Below are 22,543 nucleotides of genomic sequence, written 5' to 3' on the forward strand. Positions count from 1 at the left end.
CTGCAGGATCCCGACAATCTGTTCTTCGGTGAAGCGTGATTTGCGCATCGTCTGTTCTCCTCGTCGCTTTGAACGTTACGAGAACAAACTCTACTTTTGAATGGCCCGGTTTTGCGGGGGCAGGTCAGGACCAATGGCGGCACCATGCCGAACTCTTCAATAAAGGCGATCATCGCTTCAGTGGGCGGTCGAGTTCCGCCTGCGCAAAATAAGCTGTCGCCTTGCGGAGAATTTCATTCGCTCGGCGCAGTTCACGGTTCTCTCGTTCCAGCGTCTTGATGCGATCACGTTCCTCGGTCGTCACGCCATTCCGCATGCCGATGTCCTTTTCAGCCTGTTTAACCCATCCGCTCAAGGTCTGCGGAATACAGCCGATCTTGGGTGCAATGGCCGCTATCGCGCCAGCCTGCGTTTCATAGCAGCCTTGATGCTCGAACACCATTCGGACCGCCCTCGCGCGGACCTCTGGCGAGTAGCGACTTGCCATTTTGCTTTTTGTCATTACCATCATCCTTACTTAAGTTGATGGTCTCCGACAAACTCGGGGCGATTCATGGTAGCGCCCGCTGCGATTCACCAAATGCCTGACCTTACCCGCCATGATGATCCCCATTTGTAACCATAAAACGGACGAGGCCCCTGCTATGCAAGGGTTTTATTTAATTACAATGGGGTAGGATGGTGGGTGATGAGAGACTCGAACTCCCGACATCTTCGGTGTAAACGAAGCGCTCTACCAACTGAGCTAATCACCCGTGTCGCGCGTCTTAGCCGCAGTGTCGCGCCCGCGCAAGGGGCTTGGATGCGTTGCCGCCAAGCTGCTGCGATCATTCGATAACCCTTGCCACCCCGTCGCGGATGTGATGCACCACGCCCTGCCCGCCCGGCAACGCCGACAGATCCTGCAAGGCGCGGCCCAGTACCAGGCAGCGCAGGGCACGAGACGTGACACCGTGGGTTACAAGAACCGTTGGTCCCTCCAGCCGTTCCAGCAGCGCTTGCAGCCGCGTCTCGATTCCGGACAGGGTTTCGCCGCCCGGGGCGGAAAATTTCCAAAGGTTCGGATCATCCGCTTGGGTCAATTCCGGATGCGCGGCGTGAATCTCGGCCACGCTCTGTCCCTGCCATTCACCCAAGCCCACCTCCACCAGATCAGGTTCGGCCTCGGGCACAAGGCGCGCAACCGCGCCGGCGATGTCGGCGGTGCGCCATGCCCGGCCGGCGGGGCTCGACAGCATCTGTACCGGCGTTTGAGGAAGTTCGCGGCGCAGAATCACGCCCTGGCGACGCGCCTGCGCCTCGCCTTCGGCTGTCAACGGGCTGTCAAGCCGGCCTTGCAGACGTTCGGCGTCGTTCCATTCCGTGCGGCCATGGCGCAGAATCCACAATTCGGGAACCGGCTTTGCCATGCGCATCATCACCGCGAAAAAACGAGGACCGTGGTGGGTGATAGAAGATTCGAACTTCTGACATCTTCGATGTGAACGAAGCGCTCTACCACTGAGCTAATCACCCGCCGGATCGCTGTTTAGCGTCACTCCGCGGCGTCTGCAACCGTATCTTTTTCGCCCGTTCCATCATCGGGACCGGCGCTTGCCGACTTGCTCTGACGGATCTTGGCGAAGATCACCCGGGCATTGGAGGAGTCCTTGGTCCGGCTTTGCTTGACCTTACCAAAGGGCTGAAGATTGAGTTCCCGCCCTTTCGCCAGCGCCGCGCCCATCTCGTCGATCATCGCCTCGACAACCGGTTTTGCAAAGCGTTTCTTGACCCCGGTCTTTTCCACGACGGTTGCGATCAATTCGCGTTTGCGAAGCGCCGTATCCTGAGGAAACTGCGCCGCATCCGCCGAGCTCTCCGCACCCGCGGGTTTCGCAGCCGGGACCGATGCGGTGGCCGGGCGCGTCCTGGCGGCAGGGCTGCGTGTCCCGCCCGTCTCCGGGGCGTCCGATGCAGACTTTCCCGCACTGGCCGCTTTCGGGCGCGCCGTGGAGGACGTCTTGCGCTTGGTCGTCTTGCTGGTTGTTCGGCTCGTGGCCATGGTTTGCCTCGCTTCATTGACTGCCACGCAACCCTAACTGCAAACCGCAGACCAATCCACAGGCAACTTGCCGCGACTTACCGGATATGGATTACATCCCGGGACCGGTCACAAGATGAACACGGTTTCAAAGCCCGCGAAACAGGCCCCCAAGAAGCCCGCGCACGATCCTGCGGCCGGTTGAACCCTTGATCTCGCGCACCAGCGCGTCGGCCATCGCGGATCCCACCCTGCCTCCGAAACTTTCGCTGCGGGCGCTGGAACGGGGAACGCGGGATCCGCTGTACCTTCGGGCTGCGTTGAACTCGCGCTCAGCAGGTCCACCGTTTTCCGCCTTGTCTTCGGCCCGCACGGCGGCCTTTGCCGCCTCTTCGGCCCGTTTGGCAAGCATTTCATGGGCCGAGGCACGATCCACCGGCGTCTCGTATTTGCCCGACATCGGGGAGGCTGCGATCACTGCCTTGCGCGCCTCCGGGTCGATTGGTCCGAGCCACGAGGAGGGCGGGCGGATCAGCGTGCGCTCAACAATTCCCGGCGCGCCCTTGTCTTCCAGCACCGATGTCACCGCCTCTCCCACGCCGACATCCCGGATCGCGTCCGCCGTATCGAACCGCGGATTGGGCCGGTAGGTTTCGGCAGCCCGCATCAGCGCCTTCCTGTCGCGCGCGGTGAACGCCCGTAACGCGTGCTGCACCCGGTTGCCGAGCTGTCCCAGGACATCCTCGGGCACATCATCCGGGTTCTGGGTGACAAAATAGACACCGACCCCCTTCGAGCGGATCAACCGTGCCACCTGCTCGACCTTTTCCACCAGGGCCTCGGGCGCATCATCAAAAAGAAGATGCGCCTCGTCGAAGAAGAAAACCAGTTTCGGCTTGTCGGGGTCACCGACCTCGGGAAGCGACTCGAAGAGTTCGGACAAGAGCCAGAGAAGAAAGGTCGCATACAGCCGCGGCGATGCCATAAGGCGATCCGCGGCAAGGATGCCGATACGCCCCCGTCCATCCGGTTCGACGCGCATCATGTCGCCGAGGTCCAGTGCCGGCTCTCCGAAGAACTGCGCACCACCCTGATTTTCGAGCACCAGAAGCGCCCTTTGAATCGCGCCAACGGAGCGCGGCGAGACATTGCCGTACCGAAGCGACAGATCGGCGCTGTTGCGTCCCACCCAGACCAGCATCGCCTGAAGATCCTTCAGGTCGAGAAGCGGCAGACCCCCCTCGTCCGCCACCCGGAAGGCGATGTTCATCACACCTTCCTGCGCCGCGCTCAGGTCCAGCAACCGCGACAGAAGCAGCGGCCCCATCTCAGCAACGGTGGTTCGCACGGGATGCCCCTGTGTGGCGAAGATATCCCAGAACGTGACCGGAAAGGCCTTGTAGCCGTAATCATGAAATCCGATCTTCGCGGCGCGAGAGCCGAAGGCATCGTGAAGCTTGAAATCCGGGCTGCCGGACTTCGCAAGGCCGGAAAGATCACCCTTCACATCCGACAGGAAAACCGGCACCCCGGCGTCGGAAAACCCTTCGGCAAGGATCTGCAGGGTGACGGTCTTGCCTGTACCGGTTGCGCCGGCAATCAGCCCATGCCGGTTTGCATAGTTCAACGGCAACCCCTGTGGTGAGCGGTAATCAACACCACCACCGCCCAGAAAAATCCTGTTTTCCAGCACCTTGCCCTCCGGCCGAAAATCTCCGCATTGCGACCATACAATCTTAAACATCTGCTGCCACCCTGAATTCCGCCGTGGGGTGCGATTGTCCTCCGTTCCGCGGCATGACTTCCTCCCTGTCAGACTGGCCGCGCCCCCGGGCGCGGCCCTTTTTGATCCAGCCGCGAATTTGCACATCTTGACTGTTGACGGCTCAACATGGCTGGCATACCGTTTGCGCAATCACTAAGTCGGCCAGTCCGGCAGGGAGAATAACGGGAAGGGGCCTCAGGGCCCCTTTTCCTTTTCCGGCTACCCTCGTTTTGCGGAAATCCGCCTTGCACCGGGAAAGGCTCTGCGGTTTTATCCTGACAAGCCGGCGGCGCCCATGTTACGGCGCCTCAACCAATCCGAACCCGAGGATAGAAATGCCCCATTTCCACAAGACGCTGACACTTATCGCCGCGATGGCCATGGCATCCGCCGCTGTCGCGCAGGATGACGCGGTAACCGATGCCGATGACCTGTCGCTGGGCCGGGAAGTCGCGGAGCCGACCTATATCAAGGAACAGTATGAAGACTGGCAGCTCAAATGCTTCCGCAGCGAGGCAGAGGAAGATCCGTGCCAGATGTTCCAGCTCATCAATGGCGAGGATGGCAACCCGGTCGCCCAGATCAGCCTGTTCCGCCTTCCCGAGGGCAACCCGGCCGAAGCGGGCGCCACGATCACGGTTCCACTGGCCACGCTTCTGACCGAGGAGGTGCAGATCAGAATCGACGACGGCAAAGCCAAGAGCTACCCCTACACCCTGTGTTCCCAGGTCGGCTGTTTCGCACAGATCGGCTTTACCGAAGACGATGTCGACTCCCTCAAGAAGGGCGAAACTGCCATGGTGACGGTGGTGCATGCACAGGCCCCCGGCCGACCGATCAACATTCCGGTGTCGCTCCAGGGTTTTACCGCCGCCTATGACAATGTCTCGGTTGCGCAAAGATAAGCGGGACGCAAGTGCACATGGCGGCGTTTGCTGGCCGCCCTCACGGCGCCGGCCCATCAGGGGCGGCGCTTTTTCGTTCAATTTCTGCTCACACGCCTGAGCGCCAGAACCGCGTTCAGCCCGCCGAAGGCGAAAGCGTTGGACAGCGCCACGTCCACATGCCTTTCGCGGGCCTCGTTCGGCACCACGTCGAGGGCGCATTCCGGGTCCGGCTCTTCGTAGCCGATGGTAGGCGCGATCACCCCGTCCCGAACCGCCATGATACAGGCCAGAAGCTCTACCGCGCCGGTGGCACCGATCAGGTGTCCGTGCATGGATTTCGTTGACGAGATCATCAGCGCATCGGCGTGGGCGCCGAAGACATCCGCCACAGCCGCACTTTCGGTCTTGTCGTTGGCCGCGGTCCCGGTGCCGTGGGCATTGATGTAACCCACCTCCTCGGGGTTGACGCGCGCATCTGCCATGGCACCCGAGATTGCCCGTGCCGCGCCCTGTTTGGATGGCATGACGATATCCGACGCATCCGAGGTCATCGCGAAACCGGCCACCTCGGCCATGATCTCGGCGCCGCGGCGGCGGGCATGCTCATATTCCTCGAAAACGAAGATGCCAGCGCCTTCCCCCTGAACCATCCCGTTGCGGTTGGCGGAGAATGGCCTGCACCCGTCGCGCGACATCACCCTAAGGCCCTCCCAGGCTTTGACCCCACCGAAACACAGCATCGATTCCGATCCACCGGTGATCATCACCGGTGTCATTCCGCCATGCACCATCTGGAAAGCCTGTGCCATGGCGTGATTCGAAGACGCGCAGGCGGTCGAAACCGTGAAGCTGGGCCCCATCAGATTGAATTCCATCGACAAGTGGCTCGCGGCCGCGTTGTTCATGAGTTTGGGAACCACAAAGGGGTGCACCCGGTTCTTTCCGTCCTCGTAGACAGTCCGGTAATTCTCGTCGAGGGTGGTCATTCCGCCACCGGAATTACCCAGGACCACACCGGCCCGCGCGGCAAGTTCGCCGCTGAACTCCAGCCCGGACTGCGCCACCGCTTCGCGCGCGGCAACGATGGTGAATTGCGTGAAACGGTCAAATAGCGAAAGCTGCTGCCGGTTGAAACGCTTCTCGGGCTCGAACCCCTTGACCTGTCCGCCAATTCTGATCGCCAGCCGGTCGACATCCCGGAATTCCAGCTCGCCTATGCCGCAGCGCCCCTCGCGCATGGCCTCCAAGGTGTCCGGAACCGACTGCCCCAGCGAGTTGATGGTGCCGGCGCCGGTGATCACGACCTTTTTCACGTCTGCTCTTTCACCAGTTTCTCGACCCCATCGACAATGGCCGCGACGGTCGAAATGTCGAAATCGCTCTGTTCCGGTTCGTTGGCGTTGAACGGAACAGAGATATCGAACGCTTCCTCTATCGCGAAGATGCTTTCGACAAGCCCGAGACTGTCGATCCCAAGCGACTCCAGGGTGCTGTCCATCGTTACGTCGGACGGCTCCAGAACGGCTTGTTCGGCGATGATCTCGATGACGCGATCCCTGATCTGCATGGTCATGCCTCCCCTTCGCCAGTTGGGGATGATTTACTCACTCTGCGACGACTTGAAAACAGCCTTTTTGAGCGCGGCGACATCGTCGAACACACGCCCGAGGCGGCGCAGCCGTTTGTAGAGGTCGATATGGCCATCCATCTTCATCGCCGGATAGCCAAGCATCACCCTTCCGGCCGGGATGTTCGACAGGACGATTGTCCCGCCACCGGTGATGACGTTGTCTCCGATGAAAATGTTGTCACTGACCCCGGTCTGCCCGGCAAGAACAACATTGTTGCCGATCCGGGTGGAGCCGGCGATTCCCACCATTCCGCAAAGCAGGCAATCGCGTCCCACCTCGACATTGTGCCCGATCATGACGAGATTATCGATCTTGGTCCCGGGGCCGATGCAGGTATCCCGGACGGTGCCGCTGTCGATCGTGCAGTTCGCACCAAGCTCCACATCGTCGCCGATCGTCACCGACCCCAGGGAGTGGATGCGCGCCCAGGACTGGGAGGCCGTATCGCCACTGTCGCCAAGGGTCCGGCGTGCCTGTTCGACCGATGATGTCTCGGGCGTCACAAAGGAAAATCCGTCCCCCCCGACAACTGCACCGGGCTGCGCAAAAAGCCGTTCACCGATGGTTGCCCGCGCGCCGATTCGGACCCCTTCGCGCAACAGGCTGTCCGCACCGATCACGCTGTCGGCACCGACATGGCATTGCGGCCCGATGCGCGTGCCGCCCCCGATGTGAGCACGAGGCCCAATGACGCTGAGCGGCCCGATGCTGACCCCGGCGTCGATCCGGGCGCTTTCGTCGATGACGGCGGAGGGGTGGATGCCGTTTGCCCATCCCTGCCCCGGATCCATCATCGCGGTCACACCGGACATGGCATAGCGTGGCCGCGGCGCGATAATGGCAGCCTCAAGCCCGAGGTCCTGCCAGTCCGTGTCCTGCGGAAGAACGGCGACACGGGCGGCGCCCCTTGGCAGGTCCGCGATGAATTCAGGCGTCATCGCGATGACCAGATGTTCAGGCTTCGCGACGGCGGGTTCCGCAACCCCGGTCACCTTCAGTGAAACGGCGCCCAGGACATCCATCCCGAGCGCCGTACCGATCTCTTTCACCGTGTGCGTCATGCCCGCCCCCTTTGATGCGGGACGAGGTTTAGCCCCGAACGCTGCGCAGTGAAACCCCCGCTCTGGAAAGCGCGTTCCAGATACGCGCATCGCGTCCGTAGACATCCTTGCGGTACTGCGCCTGCCCGCGCGCCGTGGTGAAGGCCGTGCGGTAGATGATATGAACCGGGACGTGCTGATCAAGATCGACCTGTGTACGCTGACCCGAATTCTTGATCCGGTCGAAATACCGCTTGGGATCGTCGCGTTGCCGCGCCAGAAGGGTATATCCGAATTCGAATGGCTGGTGCAGGCGGATGCAGCCATGACTGTAGGCCCGCACGTTGCGCTGGAACAGGTGCTTGGTGGGCGTGTCGTGAAGGTAGATGTTGTACTTGTTGGGGAACATGTACTTCACGAGGCCCAGGGCATTGCTGGCCGATGGCGGCTGCTTGAGGTCGAATGGAAAAGTCCGTGCATTATATGCATTGAAGTTCACGCCGGCGCGGCTGATCTGCTGTCCTCCGCGATACAGCCGCAGGTGGCCGGCCGCGGCCGGATTGGCCTGCATCTGCGGCAGGTATTCGCCCACCACGATCGAACGTGGCACGTGCCAGATCGGATTGATGATCATGTGCTCGATCTCGTCCGAGAATTCGGGCGTGCGGCGATCATGGGCGTTCATGCCGACGACGGCACGAGTGCGGAACGTGACCTTGTCCCGATCGACGATGCGGGCGCTGAAATCGGTCAGGTTGACCAGAACGTGCCGTGTCCCGCGGTCACGGTTGAGCCACCTTTCGCGTTCCATCGCCACCATCAGGGATTTCAACCGCTCCCCGATGGGCGTGTTGATCTGGCGCATCGTTTCACCGCCAGCGACGCCGTCCTCCTCAAGCCCGTGCGCCTGCTGAAAGCTGCGCACCGCCTCTTCCAGCCTCGTGTCGTAGACGAGGCTGGAGCTGCGATCCAGAAAGCCCATTGCGATCAGGCGGTCGCGCAGCGCCACGACCGCGTTGCCCCGGTCCCCCGGCCCGAGAGACCCGACCGCAACCTTTCGCCCCCAGCCGCCTTCATCGGCAAGCCGCTCAAGCCGAAGTTTTTCCTTCATGAGCCGCGCGTATTCGTTTGTCTGCGGGGGCAGCGACCGGAAGAAATTTGTCGGGGAACTGTCGGCGAACTCCGCAAGAAGACCGGTGCGGTCACGGTAGGGCACCTCGCGCTTGATATCGCTGTCGATTTCGGAGGGTTTGACAATCCCGGTCTGCAAGGCGCGCGCCAGCTCAAGGAAGGTCCGGCTCATGAGCACCTCGACCCGGCCAAGATCTCGGGGGGTGCGTGCCGAGCGCATCGTGTCCAGCAGGCCATCCGCATCGTACCTTTCCACGGGCAGGCCATGCGCGCCCGCGGTACCGATCGCCTGGATCAGTGCCTGACGGCGGCGGCGATCCTCTTCACCGTCTCCGGTCCACAACGGGACATAGGCGTTTTCACGATAAAAGGCGGCAATATCGTCATCGTCGGCCGCGTTCTCGGCAACAGCCTGCTTGAAAGCCGTCACCTGTGCCGACGCACCTTGAGGCGCGAAAACCGCTACAAGAAGCATGGTCAGCGCGGTCGCGACCCCAAGGACGAAACTTCTTCCGGTTGCGCACATTCCCGAACCCCTCATCAGAACCCCCTGCTTATCTTCGCTTTCACAGTCACCATTTTGGGTGACAGGCCGGTCATGTCTAATCAAATCTGCTTCACGGTGATCACGACACGGCCACCTGCGGCATTCGCGCACCTTCGTGGATACCGATTCAACACAGTTCGTCACAAATGCGCGAAAAACTGCCGGAATCCATTGCTTGTTGTTGTACAGCAATTTTCACACTAGGCCGCCGATTCTCGCTGTGCCATGTTCTGTCCTGCATTAGGGGATGTACAAAAGTCTCTGCAAAAAACGCAGGGCGGAACACGAAGCGACGGGACAGGCGCTCAAAATGACCGATACCAGCTCTCCGAGCATTACCCGGCGTGCGCTTCTGGGCGCGTTTGCCGCAACGACGATCACCGCAGCACCGACATACGCCAATGCCGCAGGTTTCCTGCGCGGCGCCGGCGATATCCGGCGCATCCGAATGGCCAATCCGCGCAATGGCGAGACACTCAACACCATCTACTGGATCGAGGGCGACTACCTGCGCGACGCGGTGCGGGAAATCTCGGTGTTCATGCGCGACTGGCGTGAAGACGCGGTCAAGGATATCGACACCCGCACAATTGACATCCTGTCTGCCAGCCACAACCTGCTTGAAGTGGACGAACCGTATCTTCTTCTGTCAGGCTACCGGACCCCGGCCACCAACGCGATGTTGCGCCGCCGCTCTGGCGGGGTGGCAAAAAAATCGCGACACCTCAAAGGACAGGCCGCGGATGTCCGCCTGACCTCGCGTTCGGTCAACCAGATGTATCGCGCCGCAATTGCCTGTCACGGTGGCGGGGTCGGACGCTACACCGGGAGCGATTTCGTGCACATGGATTGCGGCCCCGTGCGCAGCTGGGGTGCCTGATATCCGTTGGCGGGTTGGCGACCACGCGGCCGCCGGCTTTTGATCATCCGACCAGCGCGCGCCGCTTGCTCTGGAGTTCGGCAAAATCCTCTCCCGCATGGTAGGATGACCGCGTGAGCGGTGTGGCCGAAACCATGAGGAATCCCTTGCCGTAAGCCGCCTTCTCATAGGCCGCGAATTCATCCGGATGCACGAAACGATCCACGGCATGATGCTTGGGCGTGGGTTGCAGGTACTGCCCGATGGTCAGGAAATCGATGTTCGCCGCGCGCATGTCGTCCATGACCTGATGTACCTGCGCACGGGCTTCTCCCAGTCCCACCATGATGCCGGACTTGGTGAACATGGCCGGGTCCAGTTCCTTGACCCTTTGCAGAAGGCGCAGGGAATGAAAGTAACGGGCGCCGGGCCGCACATCCGGATAAAGGCCCGGAACGGTTTCCAGGTTGTGGTTGAACACGTCAGGGCGCGCAGCCACGACCACCTCCAGGACCGAAGGGTCGCAATGCAGGAAATCCGGGGTCAGGATCTCGATCGTGGTGCCGGGACTGCGATGGCGGATTGCGCGGATTGTCTGCGCGAAATGCTCCGCGCCGCCGTCCGGGAGGTCATCCCGGTCGACGCTGGTCACGACCACGTGGTTCAGGCCCAGCTTCTGCACCGCGTCGGCCACGCGCCCCGGTTCGAACACGTCAAGCGCATCGGGCTTGCCGGTGGCCACGTTGCAGAACGTGCACCCGCGGGTGCATGTCTCGCCCATGATCATCATGGTGGCGTGGCCCTGGTTCCAGCACTCGCCGGCATTCGGGCAACCGGCCTCCTCGCACACGGTCACCAGCTTGTGTTCACGCATTATCCGGTGTGTCTCCCGGTATCCTTTTCCCGTCGGGGCCTTGACCCGTATCCAGTCGGGCTTTTTCGGCTGGGCATTGTCCGGGCGATGCGCCTTTTCAGGGTGGCGCTGGCCGGGTATCTTGAGATCACGCACGAATGTATCCCCGCAGCTTGAGGTGGTTGTCCCGAGGATCATAGGACGCGCCATGACAAAGTTCCAGCCCCGCGGCACGCAGCGACCGCCCAGAACGGCCGGCACGAGGGTTGCGGGCCGCCGTGCATGCCGTATAGAGCATCCGGCGCGGAGAAGCGGAGGCGCAGACAAATGGACTGGCAAACACACCGGAGAGAGGCGCATTCCCTCGGCCGCACCCAGGAATTCCTCAAGCAGATCGTCTATGGTGGCAATGACGGCATCGTCACCACCTTTGCCATCGTGGCCGGTTTTGCCGGCGCGCAGAGCGAAGGCGTCGCCCAGATCGGCGGGCTTGCGGTGCTGGTTTTCGGCCTTGCCAACCTTTTTGCCGACGCGGTCAGCATGGGACTTGGCGAATACCTGTCCTTGCGCTCCCAGCATGACCTGTATCGCAGCCGTCGCGCCAGTGAACTGGAGGAGATATCAAGAAACCCGGATCAGGAACGCACCGAACTGTTCGAGATCCTGCGTCAGCGTGGCCTGCCGGCCGGCGAAGCCGACACGGCGGCGACGATCCTGACGCGGCACCCGCGGATCATGGCCGACCTGATGATGACCTACGAGTTCGGCATGCAGGACCCGGACGAGGAGAACCCGGCGATCAGCGGGCTTGTCACGTTCCTGTCGTTCACCGTTTTCGGGGCTGTCCCGCTCGTGCCGTATTTCCTTCGGGATCCAACGCACGAGACTTTTCTTTTGTCCGTGCTTGCCACGTTCGGGGCGCTATGCGGCCTCGGCCTGCTCCGCTGGAATGCCACCGGCGAAATGATTCTGCGCTGCGTCGGGGAGACGGTGCTGGTGGGGGCGATCTGCGCGGCGGTCGCTTTCGGTGTCGGCTGGATCGTGGGCGCCTGACCGCCCAGCCCGGGTCAGCCACCGATCAACCCGCCGTCCTCGCCCAAACCCTCGTAATGCCGGCGCAGGCGCTGCAAGGCGATCCTGAGAACGATCTTGGCCGAACGGGCCGACCAACCCATGTCCTTCTCGGCCTGCTCCAGCCCGACAAGATGACAACAGCAGCGCAACGCGATGTCACCAAGGCCGGGGCCCAGTTCGCTCAGCGCCGCGATCACGCGGCCCCGGGCCGCGGCCGCGCTTCCCGGTGCGTCTTCCCCGTCTGAACGGTCCATTTCACCTGCAAGGACCGCCTCCCAGTCGCCGGTATCGCCGCAGGCCATCTCGGCCAGTTCGAAATCTTCCCTCAGCCGTTCGCCCGCACGTACCAGGGGTTCCGACAAAAAGGGTTGGCCGTCTCTGTCCCGCCGCCGGGCCAACGCCACGAGCGGAGACTCCATGACGCCGTACCGGGTTCTGCCACGCGTACCCTCCCCGGCCTTCCAAGCCGTCTGCAAGACACCGGCCCGTTGCGCGGCCTCGAAATGCGCCGGCGCCTCGGCAAGGCCGGTGGCACGATTCTCGCTCTCGGCGACCAGGATGTTCAACTCCGACCGTCCGCTCCGGGTGATCGCATACCTTGAAATGCGCCCCGGCATCCGGCAGGCGATCCAGCCCTTGACCGCCATCGCTTCGGCCGCTTCACGCGATACGGCCGCAATGCGCACTGGCCCGTCACCGTCTTCGGTTTCGCGCACCACGACGGCATTCTTCATCCCGTCCGCCACCGCCAGAACCGACCCCGGTTCACACAATCGGCCAAGGATCCGCCGTGCGTCCTGACGGAGTTCCGCCTCCGAAAGACCCCCGGCACCATCCTTCACGGTGAAATCTTCCTTTTGATGACTCATCTCATCCATTTTATACGCCCCTAAGCCCTCGTTCATCGGCGTCACCGCCACGCCCAGACGCCGCAGGGCGGCGTCGACCAGGACATCGTCGCGCCGCGTTTCCCAATGACGGATGCGGCGCAGAACCGTGGACGGATGGCATCCGGCGTCGCGCGCGAGCCCGCGGATCGGTATCCCCGCTTCCGTATGCGCGAGGTAAAGACGCGCAGCCTTCGGCAGCCATGACGGCAGGCGCAATCGCACCGTCGTACACACGGCAGGCTTTTGCATGACACGTCCTCCGAAATCCCCGCGGCTCAATCACGCCGAGGGCCGGGACCATCCGGTCCACAGCGGTCCAGAAATTGTCCCCGGATATATCCACAGAGTTATCCACAACACTCATGCAACCTAAGAGTGTAGTTGTAAATGGTTCGTTAATTGTTTCCATACCTGCAACCATTGTTTCTGCTTCGTTAACAACGCCTCACCCCATCGACCGGAGTCAGGGCGGATTCCGCAACACCCGTTTAAGTTGTGATGTCATCCGACACGGACCCAACGGGAGAGACGCCATGAAAGACATCCTCGCATCGCTGAACGCCCTGCGCAGACCGCGCCTGCTGATCAGCGCGGCACGGTTCGGGGCGGCCGAGTACCGGCGTTCCGTTCACCTTCCCCGGCAATTGGGGCGCGCGGAACTGCCCCGCAGCGGCGAAGCCATCGTCGAACTGATGGAGTTGGAGGCGGAGGTGAACCGCCACCGCGTCAACGGCGCGGCCGGATACTCACCCGCCCGCCATGTCGAGATCCTGATTGCGTTGATGGGCGAGGCGCGACTCCTGCGCGCCACGCATCAGGCGGCTGCGATCAACTGAACGCGTCCGGCATCTCGGCCTTGCGTGTCGCCACATAGGCGCCAAGCGCTTCGGCAATACCGGGATCAAGGGCAGGCTGCTGGTAGTTCTCCAGCATCTGCTTCATCTTGATGTTGGCGAGTGTCATGGAGTCGCGCGCGCCTTCCTCGTCCCACGTCTCGAAGGGCTTGTAGTCGAAAACATCCGAGCGCCAGAACGCTTCCTTGAAATTGGCCTGTGTATGGGCGCAGCCCAGGTAATGCCCGCCGGGTCCGACTTCGCGGATCGCATCCATCGCCTGGCCGTTCTCGTCCATGGGCACGCCCTGCGCGAGCTTGTGAAGCGTGCCCAGCTGATCGGCGTCGAGCACGAATTTCTCGAAACTGGCCACCAGCCCACCTTCCAGCCAGCCACAGGAATGAAGCATGAAATTCACGCCGCCAAGAAGAACGGCATTGTGTGTGTGCGCGGTTTCATAGGCCGCCTGCGCATCGGGCAGCTTGGACCCGCACAACCCGCCACCCGACCGGAACGGCAGCCCCAGACGGCGCGCAAGCTGTCCGGCCCCGTAAAGGATCTGGCTGGCCTCAGGGGTGCCGAAGGTCGGCGCGCCGCTGTTCATGTCGATCGAGGTCACGAAGGCCCCGAAAATGACAGGTGCACCGGGCCGGATGAGCTGACTGTAGGCGATGCCCGCCATCACTTCCGCCAGAACCTGCGTCAGGGTGCCCGCGACGCTGACCGGCGCCATCGCTCCGCCCACGATGAAGGGCGATATGATGCAGGCCTGGTTGTTCTGCGCATAGATTTCCAGCGCCCCCATCATCACCTCGTCGAAGGTCATGGGCGAGTTCACGTTGACCAGCGAGGTCATCACCGTGTTTTCCTGCACGAACTCCTTGCCGAACAGGATCTCGCACATGTTCACGCTGTCCTGCGCCCGCTCGGGATCGGTGACGGAGCCCATGAAAGGCTTGTCGCTGAGCGTCATGTGCGCCAGCAGCATGTCCAGGTGCCTCTTGTTTACCGGTATGTCGGTCGGCTCGCACACGGTGCCACCGGAGTGATGCAGCCATTTGGACATGTATCCCAGCTTCACGAAACGGTGGAAATCCTCCATCGTCGCATAGCGGCGTCCACCTTCCATGTCGCGGACGAACGGCGGGCCGTAGACCGGGGCACAGACAAGGGTCTTTCCGCCGATCTCGACGTTGCGAGCCGGGTTGCGGGCGTGTTGTGTATAACTTGACGGGGCCGTTTCACACAGCTTGCGCGCCAGGCCGCGCGGAATGCGCACCCGTTCCCCGTCCACATCGGCGCCGGCCTCGCGCCACCGCTCAAGCGCCTTCGGATTCTCCACGAAACTAACACCGACCTCTTCAAGTATGGTCTCGGCATTCGTCTCGATGATCTCCAGCGCCTCGTCGTCGAGGATCTCGAAGAGCGGGATATTGCGCTCGATATATTTCGCGGTGTCGATGCTGACGGCGGTACGTTCCGCGCGACGCGCCGCGCCGCCTCCTCCCCGTCCGCGCCTGCGAGCTGCTGCTTCGGCCATTTTCTCTCTACCCTTGCGATGGATCGCACCCGTTTGGAGCACTGATTTGCGGAACCTTATCGCAGTGCGGGATCGGCGCAGTGAAGAATTGCGTCCTTTGAGGGGCTATAGCGACATCAGGCCACCGCTGGCCACGGCACAGATGCGAATCGCACAAGCCAAGTCTTGCACGAGGCCGGTCCGCGCCCTACTAGGCACCCATGAACCAGCAATCCCATGACCGCCTCCTGATCATAGATTTCGGCAGCCAGGTGACGCAGCTCATCGCGCGCCGCCTGCGCGAACTCAGTGTTTATTGTGAAATCCGCCCTTTCCACACGGTCACGGACGCTTTCCTGGATGAGTTCGGACCCAAGGCCGTGATCCTTTCGGGGGGGCCGGCCAGCGTACTGGATGCCGATGCCCCGCACCCGCCGCAGAAGGTGTTCGAGCTGGGCGTGCCGGTTCTGGGAATCTGCTACGGACAGCAGATCATGATGCAAATGCTGGGCGGACGGGTGGAGCGCGGCGACGGTACCGCGGAATTCGGCCGCGCCTTCGTGACCCCGGCAGGCGAAACGCGCATAGACCTCCTCAATGGCTGGTTCCTCGACGGGCCCGAACAGGTCTGGATGAGCCATGGCGACCATGTCAGCGCCCTCGCCCCCGGCTTTGCTGTCTATGGCACCTCGCCCAATGCGCCGTTTGCGGTCACCGCCGATCTGGACAGGCGTTTTTACGCCGTGCAGTTCCACCCCGAGGTCCACCACACCCCCAACGGGCGCACCCTGTACGAGAATTTCATCCGCGACGCCGGCTTCGCGGGGGACTGGACGATGGGCGCCTACCGCGAGGAAGCAATCGCAAGGATCCGCGCGCAGGTGGGCGACCGCAAGGTGATCTGCGGGCTTTCCGGCGGGGTCGACAGCTCCGTTGCCGCGGTGCTTATCCACGAGGCCATCGGCGATCAGTTGACCTGTGTCTTCGTCGATCACGGGCTGCTGCGCCACAACGAGGCCGACGAAGTCGTGGGCATGTTCCGCGACCATTACAACATACCGCTTGTCCATGCCGATGAAACGGAGCTGTTTCTGGGCGAACTCGAGGGCGTCAGTGACCCGGAGGAAAAGCGAAAGACAATCGGCCGTCTTTTCATCGACGTGTTCCAGAAATACGCGGGCGACATCGAAGGCGCCGAATTTCTGGCGCAGGGCACACTTTACCCGGACGTGATCGAAAGCGTGTCGTTCTCGGGCGGTCCCTCGGTCACGATCAAGAGCCATCACAATGTCGGCGGGCTGCCCGAAAAGATGGGGCTCAGGCTGGTCGAGCCCCTGCGCGAGCTTTTCAAGGACGAGGTCCGCGCCCTGGGCCGCGAACTGGGCCTGCCCGACAGCTTCATCGGCCGCCACCCCTTTCCCGGTCCCGGCCTTGCCATTCGATGCCCCGGCGAGATCACCCGCGACAAGCTTGAGATCCTGCGCAAGGCGGATGCGATCTATATCGACCAGATCCGCCGCCATGGGCTCTATGACGAGATATGGCAGGCGTTCGTCGCCATCCTGCCGGTACGGACCGTCGGCGTGATGGGCGACGGGCGGACCTATGACTATGCCTGTGCCCTGCGCGCCGTGACCAGCGTTGACGGGATGACGGCTGATTTCTACCCGTTCAGCCACGAATTCCTGGGCGAGACCGCCACCCGCATCATTAACGAGGTGCGGGGCATCAACCGCGTCACCTACGATGTCACCTCCAAACCGCCAGGCACCATCGAGTGGGAATGACAATATGAACCCGATTGCCTTTCTGCGTCGCCAAAAGGCCCTGCGCGCTTGGAAGAAACGCGGCTGGTCGGACAACGCCCCGCAATTCGTCAAGGAGGCGATCCTGCGCAAATACGCCATTGACGGCGCGCCGTGGATCGAGACCGGGACGTACATGGGCACGACCACCCGGTTCCTTTCGACAATGGCGCCAAAGGTTTACACGATCGAGCCCGGCGAAAAACTCTTTCGCCGCGCGGCGCGCCGCTTCAAGGACAGAAATGTCGACGTGATTCAGGGCGTCAGCGAAGACGTGTTTCCGGATCTTCTGCCCCGGCTTTCGGGCAACATCTGTTTCTGGCTCGACGGTCACTATTCGGCCGGCAAGACCTTTCGGGGTGACAAGGATTGCCCCGTCGAAGACGAGCTTTCGGCCATCGACGACAGCCTTTCGCGGTTCGGGCACATGTCGATCCTGATTGATGATGTGCGCTGCTTTCTGCCCACGGCCGAGGATTACGGCGATTACCCGTCGATCGACTACCTGGTGGACTGGGCCCGCACCCGGGGCTTTGACTGGCGGATCGAGCAGGATATCTTCGTCATCCGAAACTGGTCATGAGCCAACCCGGACCGGGATACGGTCCTTCGCCTGCCGGGGCCCAACCCGCGGCGCGCGTTGTCGTCGCCGCCTTCTGGATGATCGGTGCCGTGGTCTCGTTTTCCTCGATGGCCGTGGCCGGGCGGGAAATCAGTGTCGAGCTCGACACGTTCGAGATCATGTTCTATCGCAGCCTCATCGGCGTGGTCATCGTGGTGGCCCTGGCCCGCATGGCAGGCACGCACGGGCAGATCACCCGCCGCAGTCCCTGGCTTCATACGCTGCGGAACCTGTTTCATTTCGCGGGGCAGAACCTGTGGTATTTCGCAGTGGCCACGATCCCGTTGGCACAGGTCTTCGCGCTTGAATTCACCTCACCGCTCTGGGCGCTGGTGCTGTCGCCCCTGATTCTGGGCGAACGTCTGACCCGGGTGCGGGTTCTGGCCGCCTGCATCGGGTTCGCCGGAATTCTTATCGTCACCAGGCCAAGCCCGGAAACACTCAGCTTCGGGCTGGTCGCCGCGGCGCTGGCGGCGATCGGGTTCGCGGGGTCGGCGGTCTTCACCCGCCGCCTCACCCGGACCGAAACGCTGACCTGCATCCTTTTCTGGATGGTGACCCTCCAGACCGTGATGGGCCTTTTTTGTGCAGGCGCGGACCGGGACATTGCCCTGCCCACCACCGCCGCGCTGCCATGGCTCGCGGTGATCGCCATCGGCGGGCTCGTGGCACATTTCTGCCTGACCACGGCGCTGTCGATGGCCCCGGCAACGATCGTCATGCCGGTGGATTTCTTCCGCCTGCCCGTGATCGCCCTGGTCGGCTGGTTGCTCTACGCGGAAACGGTGGACGTGTTCGTCTTTGTCGGTGCAGCGGTGATTTTCGGGTCCAATTACCTGAATATCTGGATCGAAACACGGCGAAAGGCCTGACGCCGCACCACCCGGACCCTGGAAACTGCGGCGGGCACGCACCATTCGTGACATTTTTGCGACGCCCGCCTCTCGTGACGTGACGTCAGCGCTTGTTCCGTATTCGGTGCCGGATACTCTTGCAGCACGGCGCCGCACTCAGCGTCGAGGAGGAGGCAAAATGAACAAGACAACAGCCGCAGCCGTGGCCCTGGCCGCCACCGCGGGCGTTGCCCATGCGGGCAACCTGGACCGATCGGGCCAATCCATCGCTCCACTCTTCGAGACGGGAAACTACGCCGAATTTTCCTTCGGCGTGGTCAGCCCCGAGGTGTCCGGCAACCTTGCCGCGCCGGCGCCGCCGGTGGGCTCCGGCGACATGGCGGAAACCTACTGGCAGGTCGGTGCAGCCTACAAGCACCAGTTCAACGACAACATCAGCTTCGCGTTCATCTACGATCAGCCCTTCGGCGCCGATTCCCGGTATCCGGGCGGGGCCTACCCCCTGGCGGGCACCGAGGCCGTTTTCGATGCGGATGCGCTCACGGTGCTGGGCCGCTACGTCACCGATGGCGGCATCGGCGTGCATGGCGGTTTCCGGATCCAGAAAATCTCGGCCTCCACGATGGTACCCGCGGTTGCGGGCTACCAGGCCGATGCCGGCAGCGACGAGGGCGTCGGGTACGTGATCGGCGCCTCCTACGAGATCCCGAGGATCGCCCTGCGGGTCGCTCTGACCTACAATTCCGAGATCGAGACCGAACACAGCACGCTGGAAACCTCGGCCGTGACGCCACCCGGAGGGCTGACCAGCATCACCGAGATCACCTCGCCGCAGGCGGTCAACCTCGATTTCCAGACCGGCATCGCGCCGGGCACGCTGGTTTTCGGGGGTGTGCGCTGGACTGACTGGTCCTCGTTTTCGATCGACCCGTCACATTTCTTCGCGCTCGCCGGGCGGCCGTTCCTCAGCTACACGGAAGATATCGTGACGTACAAGCTGGGTGTCGGAAAGGAGTTCACCGATACCTGGTCGGGATCGATCGCGTTCACCTACGAGCCATCCGAAGGCGCGTTCATCACCAATCTCGGCCCGCAGAACGGGCGCTTCGGCGTGACGCTCGGGGCGCGCTACAAGAACAACGGGTATTCGGTCTCTGCCGGGCTGAACTACACGATGCTCGAAACTGCCCGTACCGTCGTCAGCTCCGCGCCGCTGACCACGTCACGCTTCCCCGACAATGACGTGATCGGTGTCGGCTTCAAGATCGGCTATCATTACTGACTTCTCCCGCCACGCGCGGCTTCAGGCCCCGCCCCTCAACGGGCGGGGCCTTGGCATGGCCATGACATAGCGTTTGACCCCCGCGCTGCCGGTGACTACCAAGCAGGCGCAGGAAGGACTTCGGAACAGGCATGCTTTACAGATCAGCACGGGAATGGCGCAGCGCCCCGCACAAGCGGGTGCTTCTTTACGGAATGTCGGGATTGGGCAAGACCCACCTGTCGAACATGCTGCGCGCGCATGGCGACTGGTTTCACTACTCGATCGACTATCGCATCGGCACCCGCTACATGGGCGAACTCATCGCTGACAATGCCAAGGCGCACGCGATGAAGGTACCGTTCCTGCGCAACCTGCTTCTGACGGATTCCATCTACATCGGGTCCAACATCACCTTTGACAATCTTGCGCCTGTCTCGACCTACCTTGGCAAGCCCGGCGATCCGGCAAAGGGCGGCCTGCCGATAAGAGAATACCGCCGCCGGCAGGAGCAGTTCCGCAGTGCCGAGATCGCCGCACTCCGGGATACCGGCCATTTCATCGAACGTGCGCAGCGGCTTTACGGGTATCCGAATTTCGTCTGTGACACGGGCGGCTCGATTTGCGAATGGGTTGATGGCGATGATCCGGAAGACACCCTGTTGAACGAGCTTTCCCGCCACTGCCTGCTGATCTACCTCGAAGGCAGCCGAGCACATACCCAGGAACTGATCCGCCGCTTCGACAGAGCCCCGAAACCGATGGCTTACCAGCCCGAATTCCTGGATGCCGCCTGGACCGACTACCTGAATGAGCACGGCTGCGGCGAGAGCGATGTCGACCCGGATGCGTTCATTCGCTGGACCTATGCACGCGCCCTCGCCCATCGTCAGCCACGTTACGACAAGATGGCCAAATGGGGCGTGACCCTGACCGCGGAGGAAGCGGCGGGTGTCACCGGCCCGGCAGATTTCGAAAACCTTGTCGCCACGGCCCTGGACCGCGCTTGCTGAAACCCGACCGACACCTCCAACGGAAACGAGCCCCGGAAGATGCCCATCAAGATCCCCGCCAACTTGCCCGCCTACGACGTGCTCACGCGCGAAGGGGTCATGGTCATGGACGAGGATCAGGCAGCGCGGCAGGATATACGTCCGCTCCGCATCGGCCTTCTCAACCTGATGCCCAAGAAGATCCAGACCGAGAACCAGTTCGCCCGGCTGATAGGCGCCACGCCGCTACAGATCGACTTTGCCCTGATCCGCATGTCAGAACACAAGACCCGCAATACCGCAGCCGATCACATGGAAAGTTTCTACCGGCCTTTCGCCGAAGTCGCGGCATCCGGCGAGAAATTCGATGGTCTGATCATCACCGGTGCCCCTATCGAGCATCTGGAGTTCGACGCTGTCACATACTGGGACGAACTGCGCCAGGTCTTCGACTGGACCCGAACCCATGTGCATTCCACCTTCGGCGTCTGCTGGGGCGGGATGGCGATGATCAACCATTTCCACGGCGTGCAGAAGCACATGCTGCCGCAAAAGGCCTTCGGGTGCTACAGGCACGCCAACATGGCGCCCGCCTCGCCTTTCCTGCGCGGGTTCTCGGACGATTGCGTCATTCCCGTCAGCCGCTGGACCGAGATGCGCCGCCCCGAGATCGAGTCCGCAGGCGGGCTGGTCATCCTGCTGGACAGTGCCGAAGTGGGTCCTTGCCTGGTCGAGGATGCGCAACACCGGGCGCTCTATATCTTCAACCACCTCGAATATGACAGCGACACGCTGAAACAGGAGTATGACCGGGACGTGGCCGCCGGCACGCCCATTGGCGTGCCCTGCAACTACTATCCCGGCGATGATCCGGCGGCGCAACCGCTGAACCGCTGGCGCAGCCACGCCCACCTGCTTTATGGCAACTGGATCAACCAGATCTATCAGTCCACCCCGTTCGACATGGATGAAATTGGCCATTAAGGCGCTTCTTGCCACAGCAGTCTTGCTGTCGGCGTTCTGGGGCTGGGTGCAGTATCGCGCGCAGGCCCACGAGTCGCGCGCCGAGTCCAGCCACCCCCCGCAGGGCCGCATCCTTCAGATCCAGGGACACCGGGTTCATGCCGTGGTCAGCGGTGAAGGACCGGACCTGGTGCTGGTCCACGGCGCCTCCGGCAATGCACGCGACATGACGTTTTCGCTGGCGCCGCGGCTTGCCCGGCATTTCCGGGTGATCGCGATCGACCGGCCCGGCCTTGGCTATACCGACCGCATCAACCGGAGCGGCGCCACCATCGCGGATCAGGCCGGGTTGCTGGCCGCCACCGCGCGCGAGCTTGGCGCGGACAGGCCCGTGGTGCTGGGTCATTCCTATGGTGGCGCCGTGGCATTGGCATGGGCGGTGCACCACCCCGGCACGCTTTCGGCGCTGGTAACGCTGGCAGCCCCCTCCAACCCTTGGGAAAGCGACCTTTCCACCTATTACAAGATCTTGTCGCACCCGGTTCTGGGGCCGCTGGCGATTCCACTTATCACAGCCTTCATTCCCGATGCCCGCGTCAAGACGGAAATCGCCGCGATCTTCACGCCCGACCCGGTCCCTGACGGTTACACGGACCATGTCGGTGCCGGGCTGACCCTGCGCCGCCACTCGCTGCGGGCCAACGCGCTGCAACGCGCACGGCTCCTGCCACAGATCAAGGCCCTGCACACCCGGTATGACAGGATCAGGGTGCCGACCGAGATCGTTCACGGTACCGCGGACACCACCGTGGGGCTGACGATCCATTCCGAACCGCTGAGCAAACAGATAAACGGCGCGCGCCTGACCCGTCTGGAAGGCGTGGGGCACATGCCCCATCACGCCGCCGAGGACGCGATCGTCGAGGCCGTGCGCCGCGCCGCCCGACGGGCCGGATTGCACGCCGGACCCTGAGGCGCCATATTGACCAAAACAAAG

General features: G+C 62.5%; 21 protein-coding genes, 2 tRNA genes, 1 pseudogene and 1 other annotated feature. Of the genes and pseudogenes, 11 read left to right on the forward strand and 13 right to left on the reverse strand.

What is annotated here, in order from left to right:
* Positions 1-134: 134 nt before the first annotated feature.
* Positions 135-215: a sequence feature (AL1L pseudoknot), on the reverse strand.
* From DQW77_RS13505 to DQW77_RS13530, 6 genes and pseudogenes are all read right to left on the reverse strand, one after another.
* Positions 153-502, reverse strand: a pseudogene (locus DQW77_RS13505) (transposase); the annotation flags it as partial. Its footprint overlaps the feature before it by 63 nt.
* Before the next feature lie 177 nt (positions 503-679).
* Positions 680-755: transfer RNA gene (locus tag DQW77_RS13510), tRNA-Val, on the reverse strand.
* A gap of 72 nt (positions 756-827) precedes the next feature.
* Positions 828-1,409: a histidine phosphatase family protein gene (locus DQW77_RS13515; protein ID WP_113258805.1), complete on the reverse strand. Its 582-nt coding sequence runs from the start codon at positions 1,407-1,409 to the stop codon at positions 828-830.
* A gap of 31 nt (positions 1,410-1,440) precedes the next feature.
* Positions 1,441-1,515, reverse strand: a tRNA-Val gene (locus tag DQW77_RS13520).
* Positions 1,516-1,534: 19 nt separating this feature from the next.
* Positions 1,535-2,041, reverse strand: a complete 507-nt coding sequence (locus DQW77_RS18060; protein ID WP_147094977.1) for an HU family DNA-binding protein — start codon at positions 2,039-2,041, stop codon at positions 1,535-1,537.
* A gap of 127 nt (positions 2,042-2,168) precedes the next feature.
* Positions 2,169-3,710: a helicase HerA-like domain-containing protein gene (locus tag DQW77_RS13530; protein ID WP_113258807.1), complete on the reverse strand. Its 1,542-nt coding sequence runs from the start codon at positions 3,708-3,710 to the stop codon at positions 2,169-2,171.
* A 410-nt stretch (positions 3,711-4,120) separates the two neighbouring features.
* On the opposite strand from DQW77_RS13530, the gene DQW77_RS13535 reads away from it, so the two are divergent.
* Positions 4,121-4,690 (forward strand): invasion associated locus B family protein, encoded by a 570-nt coding sequence (locus DQW77_RS13535; RefSeq protein ID WP_113258766.1) that lies wholly within the window; start codon positions 4,121-4,123, stop codon positions 4,688-4,690.
* A 77-nt stretch (positions 4,691-4,767) separates the two neighbouring features.
* Here the strand turns inward: DQW77_RS13535 and DQW77_RS13540 are convergent, their stop codons facing one another.
* The 4 genes from DQW77_RS13540 to DQW77_RS13555 are packed head-to-tail and all read right to left on the reverse strand — an operon-like array spanning position 4,768 to position 9,015.
* Positions 4,768-5,985: a beta-ketoacyl synthase gene (locus DQW77_RS13540; protein WP_113258767.1), complete on the reverse strand. Its 1,218-nt coding sequence runs from the start codon at positions 5,983-5,985 to the stop codon at positions 4,768-4,770.
* Entirely contained in the window at positions 5,982-6,239 is a 258-nt protein-coding gene (locus DQW77_RS13545) for an acyl carrier protein (protein ID WP_113258808.1), read from the reverse strand. The genes DQW77_RS13540 and DQW77_RS13545 overlap by 4 nt, the downstream gene beginning before the upstream one ends.
* A gap of 33 nt (positions 6,240-6,272) precedes the next feature.
* On the reverse strand, positions 6,273-7,364 hold the full coding sequence (lpxD, locus tag DQW77_RS13550; RefSeq protein WP_113258768.1) for a UDP-3-O-(3-hydroxymyristoyl)glucosamine N-acyltransferase: 1,092 nt from the start codon (positions 7,362-7,364) through the stop codon (positions 6,273-6,275).
* 28 nt (positions 7,365-7,392) lie between these two features.
* Entirely contained in the window at positions 7,393-9,015 is a 1,623-nt protein-coding gene (locus DQW77_RS13555) for a murein L,D-transpeptidase (RefSeq protein ID WP_258523862.1), read from the reverse strand.
* Positions 9,016-9,331: 316 nt separating this feature from the next.
* Here DQW77_RS13555 and DQW77_RS13560 point away from each other — a divergent pair, with 316 nt between their 5' ends.
* Positions 9,332-9,901, forward strand: a complete 570-nt coding sequence (locus DQW77_RS13560; protein WP_113258809.1) for a DUF882 domain-containing protein — start codon at positions 9,332-9,334, stop codon at positions 9,899-9,901.
* Between the two features lie 43 nt (positions 9,902-9,944).
* Here DQW77_RS13560 and lipA read toward each other — a convergent pair whose 3' ends face one another.
* Positions 9,945-10,889: a lipoyl synthase gene (gene lipA, locus DQW77_RS13565; protein WP_113258810.1), complete on the reverse strand. Its 945-nt coding sequence runs from the start codon at positions 10,887-10,889 to the stop codon at positions 9,945-9,947.
* Positions 10,890-11,060: 171 nt separating this feature from the next.
* Between lipA and DQW77_RS13570 the strand changes: the two genes are divergently transcribed.
* Complete coding sequence (locus DQW77_RS13570; RefSeq protein ID WP_113258770.1) at positions 11,061-11,786, forward strand: VIT1/CCC1 transporter family protein; 726 nt, start codon at positions 11,061-11,063, stop codon at positions 11,784-11,786.
* Positions 11,787-11,800: 14 nt separating this feature from the next.
* Here DQW77_RS13570 and DQW77_RS13575 read toward each other — a convergent pair whose 3' ends face one another.
* The gene (locus tag DQW77_RS13575; RefSeq protein WP_113258771.1) at positions 11,801-12,946 is read right to left on the reverse strand and encodes a DUF6456 domain-containing protein; all 1,146 of its coding nucleotides are present in this window, start codon (positions 12,944-12,946) and stop codon (positions 11,801-11,803) included.
* A 284-nt stretch (positions 12,947-13,230) separates the two neighbouring features.
* On the opposite strand from DQW77_RS13575, the gene DQW77_RS13580 reads away from it, so the two are divergent.
* Entirely contained in the window at positions 13,231-13,533 is a 303-nt protein-coding gene (locus tag DQW77_RS13580; RefSeq protein WP_113258772.1) for a DUF6477 family protein, read from the forward strand.
* Here the strand turns inward: DQW77_RS13580 and DQW77_RS13585 are convergent.
* A complete protein-coding gene (locus tag DQW77_RS13585; protein ID WP_113258773.1) occupies positions 13,526-15,070 on the reverse strand; it encodes a trimethylamine methyltransferase family protein in 1,545 nt (514 codons plus the stop codon). The genes DQW77_RS13580 and DQW77_RS13585 overlap by 8 nt on opposite strands.
* A gap of 200 nt (positions 15,071-15,270) precedes the next feature.
* Between DQW77_RS13585 and guaA the strand changes: the two genes are divergently transcribed.
* The 7 genes from guaA (at position 15,271) to DQW77_RS13620 (ending at position 22,519) form a co-directional block, all read left to right on the forward strand.
* On the forward strand, positions 15,271-16,836 hold the full coding sequence (guaA, locus tag DQW77_RS13590; protein WP_113258774.1) for a glutamine-hydrolyzing GMP synthase: 1,566 nt from the start codon (positions 15,271-15,273) through the stop codon (positions 16,834-16,836).
* Positions 16,837-16,840: 4 nt separating this feature from the next.
* Positions 16,841-17,437 (forward strand): hypothetical protein, encoded by a 597-nt coding sequence (locus tag DQW77_RS13595; protein ID WP_113258775.1) that lies wholly within the window; start codon positions 16,841-16,843, stop codon positions 17,435-17,437.
* Positions 17,434-18,348 (forward strand): DMT family transporter, encoded by a 915-nt coding sequence (locus tag DQW77_RS13600; protein WP_258523863.1) that lies wholly within the window; start codon positions 17,434-17,436, stop codon positions 18,346-18,348. The genes DQW77_RS13595 and DQW77_RS13600 overlap by 4 nt, the downstream gene beginning before the upstream one ends.
* A gap of 160 nt (positions 18,349-18,508) precedes the next feature.
* A complete protein-coding gene (locus DQW77_RS13605; protein WP_113258776.1) occupies positions 18,509-19,612 on the forward strand; it encodes a hypothetical protein in 1,104 nt (367 codons plus the stop codon).
* Positions 19,613-19,743: 131 nt separating this feature from the next.
* Positions 19,744-20,604: an ATPase gene (locus DQW77_RS13610; protein WP_113258777.1), complete on the forward strand. Its 861-nt coding sequence runs from the start codon at positions 19,744-19,746 to the stop codon at positions 20,602-20,604.
* A 39-nt stretch (positions 20,605-20,643) separates the two neighbouring features.
* Positions 20,644-21,567: a homoserine O-succinyltransferase gene (metA, locus tag DQW77_RS13615; protein WP_113258778.1), complete on the forward strand. Its 924-nt coding sequence runs from the start codon at positions 20,644-20,646 to the stop codon at positions 21,565-21,567.
* On the forward strand, positions 21,551-22,519 hold the full coding sequence (locus DQW77_RS13620) for an alpha/beta fold hydrolase (protein WP_113258779.1): 969 nt from the start codon (positions 21,551-21,553) through the stop codon (positions 22,517-22,519). Before metA ends, DQW77_RS13620 begins: the two co-directional genes overlap by 17 nt.
* The last annotated feature ends 24 nt before the right edge of the window (positions 22,520-22,543 follow it).

Origin of the sequence: Roseovarius sp. TE539 (assembly GCF_003298505.1) — a bacterium.
Taxonomy (GTDB): domain Bacteria; phylum Pseudomonadota; class Alphaproteobacteria; order Rhodobacterales; family Rhodobacteraceae; genus Roseovarius.

Bases quoted from the DNA above. Each gene is read 5' to 3' on its own strand.
- DQW77_RS13515 (WP_113258805.1), bottom strand. From the start codon at position 1,409: ATGGCAAAGCCGGTTCCCGAATTGTGGATTCTGCGCCATGGCCGCACG.
- DQW77_RS18060 (WP_147094977.1), bottom strand. From the start codon at position 2,041: ATGGCCACGAGCCGAACAACCAGCAAGACGACCAAGCGCAAGACGTCC.
- DQW77_RS13535 (WP_113258766.1), top strand. From the start codon at position 4,121: ATGCCCCATTTCCACAAGACGCTGACACTTATCGCCGCGATGGCCATG.
- DQW77_RS13545 (WP_113258808.1), bottom strand. From the start codon at position 6,239: ATGCAGATCAGGGATCGCGTCATCGAGATCATCGCCGAACAAGCCGTT.
- lpxD (WP_113258768.1), bottom strand. From the start codon at position 7,364: ATGACGCACACGGTGAAAGAGATCGGTACGGCGCTCGGGATGGATGTC.
- DQW77_RS13555 (WP_258523862.1), bottom strand. From the start codon at position 9,015: ATGAGGGGTTCGGGAATGTGCGCAACCGGAAGAAGTTTCGTCCTTGGG.
- DQW77_RS13560 (WP_113258809.1), top strand. From the start codon at position 9,332: ATGACCGATACCAGCTCTCCGAGCATTACCCGGCGTGCGCTTCTGGGC.
- DQW77_RS13570 (WP_113258770.1), top strand. From the start codon at position 11,061: ATGGACTGGCAAACACACCGGAGAGAGGCGCATTCCCTCGGCCGCACC.
- DQW77_RS13575 (WP_113258771.1), bottom strand. From the start codon at position 12,946: ATGCAAAAGCCTGCCGTGTGTACGACGGTGCGATTGCGCCTGCCGTCA.
- DQW77_RS13580 (WP_113258772.1), top strand. From the start codon at position 13,231: ATGAAAGACATCCTCGCATCGCTGAACGCCCTGCGCAGACCGCGCCTG.
- DQW77_RS13585 (WP_113258773.1), bottom strand. From the start codon at position 15,070: ATGGCCGAAGCAGCAGCTCGCAGGCGCGGACGGGGAGGAGGCGGCGCG.
- guaA (WP_113258774.1), top strand. From the start codon at position 15,271: ATGAACCAGCAATCCCATGACCGCCTCCTGATCATAGATTTCGGCAGC.
- DQW77_RS13595 (WP_113258775.1), top strand. From the start codon at position 16,841: ATGAACCCGATTGCCTTTCTGCGTCGCCAAAAGGCCCTGCGCGCTTGG.
- DQW77_RS13600 (WP_258523863.1), top strand. From the start codon at position 17,434: ATGAGCCAACCCGGACCGGGATACGGTCCTTCGCCTGCCGGGGCCCAA.
- DQW77_RS13605 (WP_113258776.1), top strand. From the start codon at position 18,509: ATGAACAAGACAACAGCCGCAGCCGTGGCCCTGGCCGCCACCGCGGGC.
- DQW77_RS13610 (WP_113258777.1), top strand. From the start codon at position 19,744: ATGCTTTACAGATCAGCACGGGAATGGCGCAGCGCCCCGCACAAGCGG.
- metA (WP_113258778.1), top strand. From the start codon at position 20,644: ATGCCCATCAAGATCCCCGCCAACTTGCCCGCCTACGACGTGCTCACG.
- DQW77_RS13620 (WP_113258779.1), top strand. From the start codon at position 21,551: ATGAAATTGGCCATTAAGGCGCTTCTTGCCACAGCAGTCTTGCTGTCG.